13 protein-coding genes are annotated in these 13,856 nt (G+C 43.3%); 4 read left to right on the forward strand and 9 right to left on the reverse strand.

Translation table 11 applies throughout. From position 1 onward, the window contains the following. The first annotated feature begins 22 nt into the window (after positions 1–22). The 4 genes from ACZ5A8_RS05450 to ACZ5A8_RS05465 are packed head-to-tail and all read left to right on the forward strand — an operon-like array spanning position 23 to position 5,398. Entirely contained in the window at positions 23–154 is a 132-nt protein-coding gene (locus tag ACZ5A8_RS05450; protein ID WP_464532678.1) for a hypothetical protein, read from the forward strand. Further along, a complete protein-coding gene (locus ACZ5A8_RS05455; protein WP_464532679.1) occupies positions 151–1,032 on the forward strand; it encodes a DUF58 domain-containing protein in 882 nt (293 codons plus the stop codon). The genes ACZ5A8_RS05450 and ACZ5A8_RS05455 overlap by 4 nt, the downstream gene beginning before the upstream one ends. 2 nt (positions 1,033–1,034) lie before the next feature. Further along, the gene (locus ACZ5A8_RS05460) at positions 1,035–2,912 is read left to right on the forward strand and encodes a DUF7408 domain-containing protein (protein WP_464532681.1); all 1,878 of its coding nucleotides are present in this window, start codon (positions 1,035–1,037) and stop codon (positions 2,910–2,912) included. Beyond that, entirely contained in the window at positions 2,909–5,398 is a 2,490-nt protein-coding gene (locus tag ACZ5A8_RS05465) for a vWA domain-containing protein (RefSeq protein WP_464532682.1), read from the forward strand. Before ACZ5A8_RS05460 ends, ACZ5A8_RS05465 begins: the two co-directional genes overlap by 4 nt. 358 nt (positions 5,399–5,756) lie before the next feature. On the opposite strand, the gene ACZ5A8_RS05470 is transcribed toward ACZ5A8_RS05465, so the two are convergent. From ACZ5A8_RS05470 to ACZ5A8_RS05510, 9 genes are all read right to left on the reverse strand, one after another. After that, positions 5,757–6,353: a diacylglycerol/polyprenol kinase family protein gene (locus tag ACZ5A8_RS05470; RefSeq protein WP_464532683.1), complete on the reverse strand. Its 597-nt coding sequence runs from the start codon at positions 6,351–6,353 to the stop codon at positions 5,757–5,759. Between the two features lie 96 nt (positions 6,354–6,449). Next, on the reverse strand, positions 6,450–7,505 hold the full coding sequence (locus tag ACZ5A8_RS05475) for a lysylphosphatidylglycerol synthase transmembrane domain-containing protein (protein WP_464532685.1): 1,056 nt from the start codon (positions 7,503–7,505) through the stop codon (positions 6,450–6,452). 860 nt (positions 7,506–8,365) lie between these two features. Next, the gene (locus ACZ5A8_RS05480) at positions 8,366–9,544 is read right to left on the reverse strand and encodes a sugar phosphate nucleotidyltransferase (RefSeq protein WP_464532686.1); all 1,179 of its coding nucleotides are present in this window, start codon (positions 9,542–9,544) and stop codon (positions 8,366–8,368) included. Between the two features lie 108 nt (positions 9,545–9,652). After that, on the reverse strand, positions 9,653–10,054 hold the full coding sequence (locus tag ACZ5A8_RS05485; protein WP_464532687.1) for an OB-fold nucleic acid binding domain-containing protein: 402 nt from the start codon (positions 10,052–10,054) through the stop codon (positions 9,653–9,655). A 178-nt stretch (positions 10,055–10,232) separates the two neighbouring features. Continuing rightward, the gene (locus tag ACZ5A8_RS05490) at positions 10,233–10,703 is read right to left on the reverse strand and encodes an FKBP-type peptidyl-prolyl cis-trans isomerase (RefSeq protein WP_464532689.1); all 471 of its coding nucleotides are present in this window, start codon (positions 10,701–10,703) and stop codon (positions 10,233–10,235) included. A 133-nt stretch (positions 10,704–10,836) separates the two neighbouring features. Beyond that, the gene (locus ACZ5A8_RS05495) at positions 10,837–11,394 is read right to left on the reverse strand and encodes an FKBP-type peptidyl-prolyl cis-trans isomerase (protein WP_464532690.1); all 558 of its coding nucleotides are present in this window, start codon (positions 11,392–11,394) and stop codon (positions 10,837–10,839) included. A gap of 3 nt (positions 11,395–11,397) precedes the next feature. After that, the gene (locus ACZ5A8_RS05500; RefSeq protein ID WP_464534026.1) at positions 11,398–11,880 is read right to left on the reverse strand and encodes an FKBP-type peptidyl-prolyl cis-trans isomerase; all 483 of its coding nucleotides are present in this window, start codon (positions 11,878–11,880) and stop codon (positions 11,398–11,400) included. A gap of 181 nt (positions 11,881–12,061) precedes the next feature. Further along, on the reverse strand, positions 12,062–12,733 hold the full coding sequence (locus tag ACZ5A8_RS05505; protein WP_464532692.1) for an SdpI family protein: 672 nt from the start codon (positions 12,731–12,733) through the stop codon (positions 12,062–12,064). A gap of 150 nt (positions 12,734–12,883) precedes the next feature. Then, positions 12,884–13,453, reverse strand: coding sequence for an HdeD family acid-resistance protein (locus ACZ5A8_RS05510; RefSeq protein WP_464532693.1), 570 nt, complete (start codon positions 13,451–13,453; stop codon positions 12,884–12,886). Between the last annotated feature and the right edge of the window lie 403 nt (positions 13,454–13,856).

Consider the following 13,856-nt stretch of genomic DNA (forward strand, 5'->3'; position numbering starts at 1 on the left):
GTCAATAACATAAATTGAAAAAATGAAATCTGATAGACCTGTAACTGAGCAGGCTCTGAGATTTGAAATGCATAAAAGTAATACAAAATTAAAACCCCATGGTTTTTTCCAGTTCCGGGCAAAACCGGGCTTTTCGGTTGACGATCCAGAATGACTCGCACAAAACAAAAAATCGAAACGGATTTTTTCAGGCAGCTTGATCGCTTTACTTTTTCGGTCCGGAAGAGAGTATCTACGGTCTATGCCGGAAACCGTCCATCAACCCGAAGCGGACACGGCATCGATACTATCGGGTTCAGGGAGTATGACTCAAGCGACGCTTTAAAAGATATAGACTGGAAAGCTTATGCCAGGACTGAAAAACTCTATGTGCGGCAGTTTGAGGAAGAAAAAACCCTTACAACCCATATCCTTCTGGATGCCAGCAAAAGCATGGACTATCCTGAAAAGGGGACATCAAAGTTTGAGTATTCTGCCATGCTCGCTGCAGGTTTTGCTTACATGGTAACGAAATATAATGATAGGTTTGCCATATCCACCTTTACGGAAGAAATTAATATCAATAAACCCCGCAGAGGCCGGAAGAACCTTATGCGGACAATCGATCGGCTTAGCGAACTTCAACTGTCGGGCGGGACTTCCATAGGTGAGGCGGTCATTAAATACAGCCGGGAGATCAAGTCCAGGTCCCTTGTAATCCTGATTTCGGACTTCATGCAGGACCCACAGGCAATAGAAACAGCTCTGTACCGGCTCTCAGACCACGACCTTATCGTTATACAGGTGCTTGATCCCACTGAAAAAGAGCTTCCCATTCAGGGAAACAGCAAACTTGTAGACCTTGAAACAGGAGAAGAAATAAGGACTTATATCAGTGAAAAGTTCAAGGAACGCTATACTCGGAAGCTTGATGACCACAGTGCAGGGATTAAAAAAACCTGTATGAAGGTCGGAGCCGAATTTTACACCTTTACAACCGATACTCCTATCTTTAATGCTTTCTACCATACAATCAGGAGACGGAGACGCTAAAAATGCCTTTTCAAAACCCCTTTGCTCTTGCTGCCCTCCTGAGCGTAATCCCGCTTATAATTATTTACATGCTCCGCCCAAAACCAGCGGTGCTTTCTATTCCCTCGTTAATGTTTGTCCTCAAGCTTGAAAGGGAACGAAAAAGGGTTTATGCTTCTATTACAAAAATCGTGCGTGACCCTCTTTTTCTGATTCAGCTCCTTATGCTGATCCTTCTTTCCATTGGTGCGGCAGGTTACTATTATACCTCAGAAGAGCCCCTTAGTGGAGAGCATACAGTGCTTATCCTGGACACTTCGGCAAGTATGCAGGTTGATTCCCGTTTTGAAGATGCGGTTGGAATTGCTGATGGCTATGTGAGCAAGAAAAACAGCATAATCCTTGCCTCCAGCACCCCTCAGCTCGCCCTCGAAGGCGGAAGCGCTTCGGCTGCCGGAGAAATATTTGATAAGGTCAACCCCGGAGCCGGTATTGCTGACCTGTCCGCAGCCATTACTACAGGTATGCGCCTTCTCTCTAATGAAGGAGGCAGAATTATTGTCATTTCAGACTTCACGAACTGGGGAGGAGACGACCCTGTAGCTTCCAAAAACCTGGCTGAATCTTACGGACTTGAGGTCAATTTCGTAAAGGTCGGAAAGCCTGCAGACAATATAGGAATCATTAATGGCTGGATTGAAGCCATGGATGGAGAATACGGTTACACCGGTGTGGTCAAAAACTACAGGAGCGAAAGCAGAACTGTTGAAATCACGACCGGAAGAGGGACTTCGGGAAATGCTTCAAAGTCGTTTACCCTTGATGTTCCTGCAGGTGGCACAAACCAGTTCACACTTGCAAACCTTGCTCCAGGGATTACCACAATCAGCCTCAATGTTAAAGATGACCTGTCTGTTGACGACAGGGCTTACATCTCCATTCCGGATACCTCAGGGCAGCAGATCCTCTACGTCACGGATAATGGAAAGCTGCCTTCAAAAACAGCGCTTTCCCTGCTTCCTAACAGTGACCTGAAAATCCAGAAATCCGTACCTTCTTCCCTTGACAACTATACGCTTGTTGTGCTTGCCCAGAAAGAAACTCCAATTGCCAACAGTTCGGTGGAAAGGATCGAAACTTATGTGCGGAACGGGGGTAATGCAGTTTTCATTGCAAGCGAAGCTCTTGCCCCTGAGAAAACCGAGGTCGACCTTATTAAGCTCCTGCCTGTAAAACCTATCGGAGTTGAGGAAGCAGAAAATGGGCTTGAGGTTGAAGAAGTCCTTCAGAGCAGCATTACACAGGACCTGCAAACCGACGAGATTTCGGTCCGCAAATACATGAACGCAACTGAGAGGACAGGTTCTACAACTCTCGTAGCCACGGAAAACGACGTTCCTGTCCTGAGCTACTGGCAGGTAGGTAAGGGGACCATCTTTTATATGGGGCTTAATGACGAGCTCGGGGACGGAGCCTGGAACAATTTCCATAACCTGCCTGAGTACCCGGTATTCTGGATAAAACTCGTTGAATGGCTCGGGGGCATTGGGGACATTTCGGAATACAATCTTGAAACTGGCACCCTGACCTCCCTTTCAAAGACCGAGGAAGTCCGCACGCCTTCAAAGACCCTGACAGCAAATCGTTTGCTCTTTGACGAAGTAGGGATATACGAGATTTCGGACAAAAAAATTGCAGTCAACCTCTATGATGACCGGGAATCGAATACTACGGTAGATGCGTCGGAACTTATCAGCCGGGCAGTTGCAAATGATGAGACCAGGCTGGTCCGGGCTGACACCTATACTGCAAGGAATGATATTACCAATTATATTATAGGAATTCTGTTCCTGCTTATACTGCTTGAAATCCTTATCGTCCGCGGGAGGGGTGAACTGTGAACATAGCTCTTGAGAGCCCCGAGATGCTTCTCCTCATAATTCCAGTACTTATTGCAGGTTTTTATTTACTGCGAAAGACAAAAACAAAACTTGTGGAGTGGAGAATGCTTGTTGCCCTTCTCCTTGTCCTTGCCCTGGCTTCACCCTACACAACTGTTACCCGGACTATCAATGAAGAAGACCCTTCGCTTGTGCTTGTTCAGGACCAGACAGCAAGTATGGGAATTTTCCCCGACGAAACAGGCACCGACCTGTACGAAGCCCTCACAGCGAACACCCCGACCACCCTCGTGCAGCTCACCGGGGAAAAGACCTCTATCGGGGACGCTGTGACCCAGTATTCCGGGCTCGGTAACCAGATTGTCCTTGTTACTGATGGGAATAATAATGCGGGAAAGGATCTTACTAAAGCCCTGGAGTTTGCAAGAGATACCAGTACTCCGGTCTATCTTGTCCAGCCCGAGCTTGAAACAAACGACCTCAGCGTTGAGGTGCTCGGGGACAAAACAGTGGTCGTGGACAACCAGAATGAGTTTGAGATAGTTGTCCGCCAGGCTTCGGAACAGAGTGTCAGCTATTTCCTTGAAATTTTTGTGGATGGACAGCTTTCCCAGAGCAGACAGTTCACGCAGGATGCCCGGAATAATACCATTCCAATTAATCAGAACTTTACTACCCTGGGTGCCCATAACATAAGTGTAAAAATTACCCCTTCCGGAGAAGACTTAAACGAAATTAACAATGAGTTCTATAAGTCTCTTTACGTAATCCCTAAACCGAAACTCACACTTGTAACAGGTGAGACCGGTTCTCCTCTGGCTAAAGTCCTGAGTAACCTTTACAAAGTCTCGGTTGTAAATGGCTACCCCGGAGCAGGGAATATTACAGATAGTAAGGTCCTGGTGCTCGACAACCAGTTCATAAACACTCTTTCAGAGGCTGAGATAAGGGAAATTAAAAGTTACGTCAGCAATGGGGGCGGGCTTATTGTCATCGGAGGAGATAGGGCTTATAACTACGGAAGCTACCTTAATTCTTCACTTGAGGAAGTCCTGCCTGTAATTTCAAAACCCTCCGAGTTTAGGGGAGGGAGAAACCTTGTCCTGATCCTTGATGTCTCCCCAAGCACAGTTGCTCATAGCACTCAGGCAGATATCCTATCAAATGCCATCAGGATCCTCGAGAATGATAACCTGAAAGATGCAAACGTTGGCATTATAGCATTCGGTAACGCGGCATATGATGTTTCAGGTGGATTTGTGTTTATGGGGCTTCCTCATAACCTCGCCCTTTTGAAAGAGAAAGTCTCGCAGCTGACCCCCACTAACCAGACTGAAACCTCACTGGACCAGGGGCTTGGTATAACAAAACAGATGTTTGAAGGCGAAGACGGTGAGCTTGATGCTATTATAATCTCTGACGGTGGAATTGAGGCCTCATACGACCAGAGCGTTCAGACTGCACGCGAGCTGAGAGATATGGGTGTAAACCTTTACTTTATCCATGTCCGCTCTTCTGCTCCTTCTCAAACTGATAAGACCCGAAACTTCTATGCTGAAAAATTAATGCAGGATCTGGGGCTTGAAGGCAACTATCAACATATCAACATGGGTGAGAGAGCAAATATCATATTTGAAGAGACTGTTGAGTCTCCTGATGAAGAAGAAGAGGAGGAAATTGAGGATATCGGGTCCTATTTGCTTCTTGAGTACTCTCCTGATCATTTCATTACCAAGAGTGTAAACCTTACCAGCACGACTATCACAGGATATAACCAGGTTACACCAAAAGCCGGAGCTGAACGCCTGGTCATTACGGTTACAGGGCAGCCTGTGCTCACCACATGGCGGTTCGGGCTCGGACGTGTTGCAGCCTTTACCACGGATAATGGGGAAGGTGGAGGCACTCAATGGTCTTCGGTCCTGTACAATGGGTCAAACAGCAGACTCATTTCAGGCATGACTAACTGGGCAATTGGAAATCCTCAGGCTGAAGAAGGAGCTGTCGTTGAAGCTCCGGATACATGGCTTGGCACCCCTTCTGATCTGACTCTGGTAATGTACGATGAAGGAATCCCACAGCTTAAACTGAACGGAGCCCGGCTTGACCTTGCCCTTACGGGCAGGAACACATATGAAACAAGCATAAACCCGAAAAATATCGGGATTAATGATATTTCCGGCTACCCGCTTGCAGTAAATTACCCTCTTGAGTACCTTGAAGTCGGGCTCAATAAAGATATCGAATCTCTTATTGTTGCGACCGGAGGGAAGATTTATACTGAAAAGGAGGCAAGAGCCCTTCTCCTTAAAGATGCTAGACAAAACTCCGAAAGAGAATCAAACGAGCCGGTTAGCCTGAAAATGTATTTACTTCTTGCAGCTCTTGTACTTTACCTTGGGGAAGTCCTGGTCAGGCGTCTGAGGGAAATGAAAAGACTTAAACAGGCACAGGGTGAAACAGGGGCGGGTGAGGTAGCAACCTGAAATTCTTCCTGCTCACCTTTCTCTTTTTCAGTCTTTTTACTTTTTACTTTTTAATTTTGCTCGTTCTTCTGTTATTTTTACTTTTGTTCGTTCTTCCGTTCTTTTTGCTGCCTGCTTTTTCAACTCGCCGACTGTTTTTTTGGTTTATCTTCTCATTTCTTTAGGCAGACCACCAGACAAACTGGCAAAGACGTTTATATTTACTGTGAATTGCGGTTTCCGGGGTCAATGAATATATTTCTCAGGCCGGTGGCTGGTTACCGCCGTGTAGCCCAGAGGAAAAGGCCTGAAGGTGTCTTTTTCAGTATTCCGAAATCGATCAACCGATTAATAATATGCCGCCCTTTTTCTATTCTAATTATAAATACACCAGCAGTAACAAGGTCATCTGCCCGAAGAAACCTGAAAAAACCGGAATCACAAGGTTATCATCTATCTGGTTTACTGCTGTTTCCGTAAGGGTTGCAAAAAAAGCCATAACAATGGACACAAAGGGATCCCCGACTATAACGAGTCCGACCAGCAGATCAATTATAAATTCGGAAGCCGAACCTTCAAGAGATTTATCATTTTTAAAGATTTTTTTGAAAATCCTTTTTTTTCCGTAGAATTTTCCTATAAGGGCTGCAGCCAGGTCTCCGAAGGTTGTCATGAGGATTGCAGCATAAGCTATTTCCCTGTTGAAGAGGGAGATTGCTGCAATTGCGCCCAGGGCGAAGAAAATGTGTCCTCCGCAGCTATCAGCTTCATGTTCCCTGTACATCATATAAAAAAAAGGAATTTTCATGCCCTGTTCTAGCCGGAAGTATTCCAGAAAAAGGACTACTACCAGGAAAAGCATGAGCACCCAGAGGATTGTCTCTTTCCCGAAAAGTTCGTAGATGAGCACTATAAAAATTGAGACCAGATGCACACTTTTTCTCAGGACTTCAAAGACGACTTCTCTGGAGGGCATAGCTAAGGTTTTGTGAGAATAGAATATAAATTTATACTGGTCTGTTGTCCTGAAGTTTTCTCTACTGTACTGAAACTTTCCAGACCTGATGTTTTTTCAGGCACTATGCTGGGGTTCGGCAGAGTCTCCGATTAGTTTTTTAATCAGGTTCATGTCTTTAATTATTTTCAGACTTATGAGCCCTCCTATTAAAAGGTTCATGTGGTATGTCAGGGCTCTCCAGGCAAGCACGGTAATTCCCAGAATGGATGAATCTACAAAAATAGAGAATATAGAGGCTGCTCCTAACTCAGCAACTCCGCTTGCTCCAGGAGTTGCGGGTATTACCATAATAACAGCCAGGAGCACCTGGGCTGCAAGCACAGTGGTAATTGAAGGTGTTTGCGAAAGACCCATCAGGATGAGGATGAGCAGTGAAAAATCTACGGTCCAAAAAATAAAAGTGCAGGCAATTCCCCAGAGCAGCCCTTTTTTACCTTCCGAAAAGAAGACCCTCACGCTGTCGTGAAAATGGTCTATTTCCCTGTCTATCTGCTCCATGAGGTGTGAAACTGCAGCATCTGTCTTTTTTCCAAAGAAAGGGGCAAACCTGCCTGTCAGCCTGCGAGTTACATATTTTACTTTTTCAGGTTTCCAGACACCGTAAATAAAGAAGACGAGAAGTACAAAGACAAGGAAATTTGCTGTCAAGAAAGCTGCATCGAACTTATAATCCGAAAGGATATCTCCAAGAATGTAAAAGGCAAAAGGCAGGCAGGAAAAGATGAAAATAGCATCAAGCAGGCGTTCCCCTACAACAATTGCAGTAGCCTTGCCCAGAGGAATTCCGCTCCTGTTCAGGCTGTGAACTCTGAGGAACTCTCCGCCTGCAGAAGAAGGTGTAATTCCGGCTAGAAATGTGCTCGATATAACTATTTCTGTCACCTTCAGGACGCCGATCCTGTAACCTAGGGCTTTGCAGAGAGCGCGTGTCCTCAGTCCCCATACCGGGTATGAGATAATATGAAGGATGGCAGCTGCCAGAATGTATTCCAGCCTTATCTTTCTCAGAGCTTCAACAGTATCCGAGTTAAAAGTCAGGCATGTAACCAGGGCAATTGATACTGCGCTGATAACCAGCGACCCTATAAGCCATTTTTTATACCTGGTCATTGAAATCTCTGAATTTTATTCTTTAGTAAAGGCCTTATCTTATTTAAGGAAATCTGTTTCTTCAATATATAACGAACGGCATAGGAGAAATGATACAGGCCCGACGAAACTGTTTTCTTAACTTTTAAGTAAAATATTAAAATAATTCCATTGTTCTTATAAGATTTTTATATATTCTAAGTATTTACGCCTATTAATTACCCACATTTATAAACAGTCCTTTTTTTAAGTATGTAGCACCAAAAAACAGGACATTGATAATGAAATAGTAATGAAATTGATAATGAGCTGATCCCAAAACTCAAAATTACTCTTACGAACTTCAAATTTGGAATAGTCAATCGAGGTTCGGATCATCAAAATAGTTCTAGATATAGGAATGAAAATGGTTTTGGGATGGGCTCAATGAAATAGATAGTGAAATAGATCGTGAAGTAGATAGTGAAATAGATAGTGAAATAGGTAGTGAAATGGATACTCAAAAAATAGATAATTATCCGTGTCACGAAACAACAATTATCAAATAAAAATCCAGCATAGAGCTTATGAATAATTACAAAAGCAAAATTCGGATCAGTGAAAAACTTAATTTGAATCTGAAAGAACCCGTATTTCCAGGCTATAAATAACTTTTACTTGAGTTTAGGGTGAATCCTGAACATGTCTTTTGACCTGGAATACGGGTCCTTATGTAGATTCTACATATGTAGATTCTTCTTACGTAGATTCTTCTTACGTAGATTCTTCTTACGTAGATTCTTTCTGCTTTTCTATTTATTCACTCTTAACTTTAGAATCCCTTAATTTCAGATGCATTCTTAATTTTAGATTGGTTTTATTCTTTTTTTTAAAGCTGTATTTCAGGAACCTTCATGAGTGATCTCATAATCAGAGTTGATGACAGTTTCCTTTATGCTGGAATTGTTACAGATCACCACTTCAGGCCAGATTTTTACTCCCGAATGTATGGTCGAACTATTCCCTATAATGACTTTATGCCCAATTACTGTCCCATTCTCAAGGCTGCACTCTTCTCCTACACTTGTTTCATCTGCAACTACAGCTCCAGAGATGTTGGAGTTTTTACCTATGCATACATCATCAAAAAGGTAAGAAGAAAGAATCTTTGCATTATTATCGATAGTGCAGTTTGAACCTATCACACTGTAAGGCCCTATAAGGACATTATCGCCAATTACGGTGTTTTCCCCTATGACAATTGGTCCAACGAGTGAAGAATTCGAACCTATGGACACATTGTTTCCTATGGATAGGGGACCTCGTATCCTTGCATTTCTTGTTGTAAAGTTTCCTTCTATGGTGGTTCCGGGAAGGGCATCCAGCATCCAACGCTGGGCCTGTCTGTAAGCTGCTGAACTTCCTACATCAGTCCATTTTCCCCGGACAAGCATGCCGTTAATTCTCCTATCTGCTGAAAGCAGAGCAGGGAAAAGATCTTTTGCAAAATCATACTTTTTATTTTCAGAAATCCAGTCAAAAATTTCAGGATCACAGATGTAAATGCCTGTACTTGCAAGGTTGCTAAAAATCTGTCCGGATTTGGGTTTTTCAAGGAAACGGTGAATCCGGTTGTTTATATCCATGTCCGCAATCCCGAATTCCCTGGGATCGTCAATGGAAAGAAGCCCTATGGTTACTATTGCATCGTTTGTCTCATGGAAGCGGTACATCTCTCTCAGGTCAAGATTAAGGACATGGTCCCCCCCAAGCACGATAAAGGGCTCATTTTTCAGGTACTTTTCTGCATTTTTAACCCCGCCTGCGGTCCCCAGCTTCTCTTTTTCATACACGTAGTCGATGTGCACTCCGAACATATGCCCGTCTCCGAGCTGTTCTTCTATGCGTTCTCCCATATATCCCAGGGTCATGACTATTTCATTGAACCCTTCTCTTGAAAGGTGTTCTATCAGGTGCCGGACTGACGGTTTATTGAGAATCGGTATGCTCGGTTTCGGGTGTTTGAAGGTCAGCGGTCTGAGCCTCGTCCCTGCGCCTCCGCACATGATACATGCTTTCATACTTCTTCAAATGCTGTTCTATGAATATATTGTTAACGATCTGTTTATTGTCAATGCTCGGTTTATCGTTAACGATCTGTCTTTCCTGTTTTAAAGCTTAAAAACGGCTTATTTAAGAGTAGTAATATCTTCTTTCCTTTCAACTCTTATCTCTTTCTTCCCCTTATACTCAGAGATAATGCCTGTTATGCTGATAAAATCCCCTTCATTAATTAATTCTTCCAGGGCTTCAGCCCCTGCTGTGTTCGGGATGAATACGCTTAGGACTTCGGAGTCGAAGTTCACTTCTAAAAGCAGATGATCTCCGGTATAAGTAAATCGCTTACTTAAAACCTCGGCGTCAAGAGACACTTTTTCCCCAACTTCGGATTCGTGGGTGTACTGCAGGGCTTTTCCTCCTTGTTTCTGTCCAGCTCCTGCAAGATCCTGCCCGAAGAACAGGTACGCTGTTGAAAGAGAGAACAATGCCATTACGAGCAGCACTACCACGACTTTCTCTTCCTTTTCCATCTTCCGCCACTTTCCAGTTTGTGGGTTCTGAAATTATGCTTTTGAATCACTTTAAAGATGAATTTATTTGAAGAATCAGCTTAATTTTTAATCAGCTAATTTTACAAGATCGGTTTGCAATAAAGATAAAACTTATTCCAGAATAGAGACAAGTTTTAGTTCACAATACAGATAAATTTTATTTAACAATAGAAACAAGTTTTATTTCAAGGATCAGAGTTTTGCCTGCAAGTTCATGGTTGAAGTCAAGGGTTGCGTAAGTTTCCGTGGAATCGAGCACTTTAACTTCCCTTCCCCCGGGAGTTATGATTTTTGTTCCTATCTCCGGAGGCTCCGTTAGTTCAAGCCTTGAAAGAGGAATTTTCTGAACGAGATAACTTTTATATTCTCCGTAGGCTTCTTCAGGTGCGATTTTAAGGGTTTTTTCTTCTCCTTCTCGCATTCCAAGGACCCCTGCATCGATACCTTTTACCACCTGGCCTGTGTCTGCCCTGAAAAAGAAAGGCCTGTATTCCTTTCCTTCGCTGTATATTCCAGCTTCAAGAGCTTTTTCTTTTATCGTAGTATCGAATACTGTTCCGTCCTCAAACTTTCCAGTATAACTAATAAGGAGATAATCTCCCTTTTTCACAGTACGAGAGTTCTCCATTATATTTTCTCCTGATAATTTTTTTCTTTACAGCTTTTTCGGCGCCCTTTTATCTTTTTCTGGCTGCCGGAGGGGTGCAGTTTTTTTAAAGAAATATAAACCGGGTTTTAAACCGGTTTACCTTATTCAAACTTCACTCTATTGAAATCAGCTCTAAATCGAAAACAAGAGTCTTGCCTGCAAGTTCGTGGTTAGAGTCAAAAGTAACATGCGTTTCATTTACATCAATGACTCTGAACTGGCTACCGTATATGCTGCTGTATGTCTGCCCGACTTCAGGCTTCTCCGACATGTTCAGTTCTTCAAGGAGAATTGCCTCAATTTTTGCTTTATCATATTCTCCGTAAGCTTCTTCGGGAGGAAGTGTAATGGTTTTCTCTTCTCCCACTCTCATCCCGATTACGCCTTCGTCAAAGCCTTTGATCATTTGACCCGCACCAACTGTAAAGGTTAGGGGGCTGTAATTTCTTCCCTCAATGTATATGTCTTCTTCCTGTGCTACCTCACTTATAGAGGTATCAAATACGGTGCCGTCTTCGAGTCTTCCCACATAGTCTACCTGGACGGTATCGCCGGACTTTACAGCCCTGCCTGTCCCGGTTCCATTATCCGTGCACCCGGTTCCAAAGATTATGCTCCCCAGGAGCAGCATTGTCAGGAAAAAAATTGCCCCCCTCCTCCCTGCCCTCATTTTTTACTCCTCCACTGAAACGACTTTTACCTTGAATATCAGGGTCTTGCCTGCAAGTTCATGATTGAAGTCCACAATGAAGCTTTCCTCGCCTACTTCTGTGACAGTGCCTTTGAGCCCGGTCTCCGTGGCCAGCTGCATCCCCACTGCCGGAACAAAATTTACAGCATCACGTGGCAGTTCTCTTGCGTACTCTTCCATATATTCTCCGTATGCTTCCTCGGGAGGGATTTCAATAGTTTTTTCTTCCCCAACTTTCATTCCGACTACACCCTCGTCAAAACCTTTAATCATCTGTCCCGCTCCCACGGTGAAGGTCAGAGGTTCATAGTCTCTCATTTCGTTGTATATTCCTGCCTCAGAAGCCGCTTCTTTTTCCGATGTGTCGAAAACCGTTCCATCTTCCAGTTTTCCCACATAATTGACGGAAATAGTATCTCCATTTTCGACTGTTTTATTCGAATTTTTAATTATATCCTCAGTCATAACAATCAATATGACAAAATGAGAACATCTTAGATAAACGTACTGATAAAAAAGGTGTTAGAAACCGGTTAAGATGATTCCTGGAAATAGGAAACGCAGGAATCTTTAAACCTTATTTTTTAAGTTTTGATTAAGAATTTCAAATTCTCTGAGTTCTCCCTTTCAGTTCTCTCATTTTCTTTCACTTACCGATTTCATTTTCTTTATTCCTTTTATTTTCTTTAAGTTCCTTTTGATATTCGATATATGAGTAAACAACAGTAAACCCGGCTACAAAAATTACTGGTACCAGTATGAAGTAGATTGCAAGTTCCGGAAAGAAAGCCCCGAAGATTGCTGCTATTCCTGCGATCTTGAATAGTTTCCCTCCAAGCCGGTTAGTCCTTTTCCACACTCTATCACTGCTGAGGGTCCAGGGTGTCCTGATACCGATGAACCAGTTCCGTTCCGCATTTTCCGTAAGTATCCCGATGTAGTAAAATAGAAGCCCTATCCCCAGAGGAAGTATGGCGTTGGGGCTGATCTTAATTCCTGTGTTCCAGAGCAATATCTGGATATGGACAGCGACCATAAATAAAATTAAAAGTACTATAAACCCGTCATAGTAGTTCCTGAATTTTGCTATATTTTCCTTCCGGGGGTCGATTCTGGGAATTACCAGGAACATAATTGTAAGACCCGTAATCACGAGAGGCATGAAAAATAGCCCCCAGAGTTTCGACATATAGCCGTCTACTTCTCCCTGAGAGTTCCAGTGAGTTGCCATCTGTTCAGGCACCTGCGGGTAAAAATAGATTGAAATGATGAAGGAAAGAAGGACCAGTCCCGTTATCGCTGCTGTAGCTTTCCGCATGTAAGTTTTTTAGATTTTTCATATATTTAAAAATACGGAATGCTTAAAGGCCTGTCAATGCCAGTCGACTTGTTGCGGGCCCTCTAAATCCTCTAATACATATAAAGTCGGGAGTGCCTATCTGCCTGTAAGTTTTCTGTGTCCGGAATCTTAACCCGTATATGAGTCACTTTTTCCGGACCTCATTCTAAGCCCGCCAATCAGTGCCGCAATTCCGCCTATCACAAGGGAGATACCGTATATCCAGGGCAGGACAATAGCACCTGCCAGGGGGTTGATCAGCAGAAGTATCCCGAGGGCAATTGTCAGAATCCCGAGAACCGCCATTCCCAGTCCACCTCCCTTAAATGCCCAGACAAGTCTGATTGCACCATATATAATACTCCATATCCCGAGTATCATTACAAGGATCGCCAGAATTACAAAGGGACTGAAAGGGTACACAATTACTACAAGCCCAATAAGAATACCCATGATACCGGAAAGTAATTTCCATCCCGCGTTCTCTCTATCCATCACCAGTGAGAGGATTGAAAGAACTCCTCCCAGAAGCCAGAAAATTCCGAGTATCCGAACCAGCGCTATGGTGGTCACTATGGGCGAAAATAACAGGTACAAGCCTATGATAACTGCGAAAACTCCTTCAAGTACAACCAGCCACCAGGGAACCTGCAGTACCTCGTATTCCACAGCACGGTATTCTGCAGTTTCTTGTTCCATAAACTTACCTCCAGAATGCTTTAAATAGCAAATTTGATGCTTTCGGCTACCCTGATAAAATTACAGGTATCAAAAAAAATATGTTTATCTAATTACAAGTCTTCTGACCCTTCTGTAAATTACAGCCTGGACAAGAGGGTAACCTCTGCTCTATATTATATATTGTATTTTATATAAATCAATACTTATTTATTTAATCTTCTAATGTTTTGTGCAGTGCACAGATTCTGTATGGGTTATTTCTCCGCTGGTTGATATTCAATTTTGAATGCCCTTGAACATCTCTATTTTCAATCTCTTCTGCACACAGAAAACCGGAAAGTACATAGATCGAAACGTGAGACGAATTAAAGTGTGTGAATATTCTGAAAAAACGTCAGCTTAATATTGACAGGCTAACTAA

It is taken from the genome of Methanosarcina subterranea, assembly GCF_055385895.1.

Coding starts and splice junctions, on each gene's coding strand:
- ACZ5A8_RS05450 (WP_464532678.1), top strand. CDS start 23: ATGAAATCTGATAGACCTGTAACTGAGCAGGCTCTGAGATTTGAAATG.
- ACZ5A8_RS05505 (WP_464532692.1), bottom strand. CDS start 12,733: ATGCGGAAAGCTACAGCAGCGATAACGGGACTGGTCCTTCTTTCCTTC.
- ACZ5A8_RS05485 (WP_464532687.1), bottom strand. CDS start 10,054: ATGGAAAAGGAAGAGAAAGTCGTGGTAGTGCTGCTCGTAATGGCATTG.
- ACZ5A8_RS05495 (WP_464532690.1), bottom strand. CDS start 11,394: ATGAGGGCAGGGAGGAGGGGGGCAATTTTTTTCCTGACAATGCTGCTC.
- ACZ5A8_RS05490 (WP_464532689.1), bottom strand. CDS start 10,703: ATGGAGAACTCTCGTACTGTGAAAAAGGGAGATTATCTCCTTATTAGT.
- ACZ5A8_RS05455 (WP_464532679.1), top strand. CDS start 151: ATGACTCGCACAAAACAAAAAATCGAAACGGATTTTTTCAGGCAGCTT.
- ACZ5A8_RS05460 (WP_464532681.1), top strand. CDS start 1,035: ATGCCTTTTCAAAACCCCTTTGCTCTTGCTGCCCTCCTGAGCGTAATC.
- ACZ5A8_RS05475 (WP_464532685.1), bottom strand. CDS start 7,505: ATGACCAGGTATAAAAAATGGCTTATAGGGTCGCTGGTTATCAGCGCA.
- ACZ5A8_RS05510 (WP_464532693.1), bottom strand. CDS start 13,453: ATGGAACAAGAAACTGCAGAATACCGTGCTGTGGAATACGAGGTACTG.
- ACZ5A8_RS05500 (WP_464534026.1), bottom strand. CDS start 11,880: ATGACTGAGGATATAATTAAAAATTCGAATAAAACAGTCGAAAATGGA.
- ACZ5A8_RS05480 (WP_464532686.1), bottom strand. CDS start 9,544: ATGAAAGCATGTATCATGTGCGGAGGCGCAGGGACGAGGCTCAGACCG.
- ACZ5A8_RS05470 (WP_464532683.1), bottom strand. CDS start 6,353: ATGCCCTCCAGAGAAGTCGTCTTTGAAGTCCTGAGAAAAAGTGTGCAT.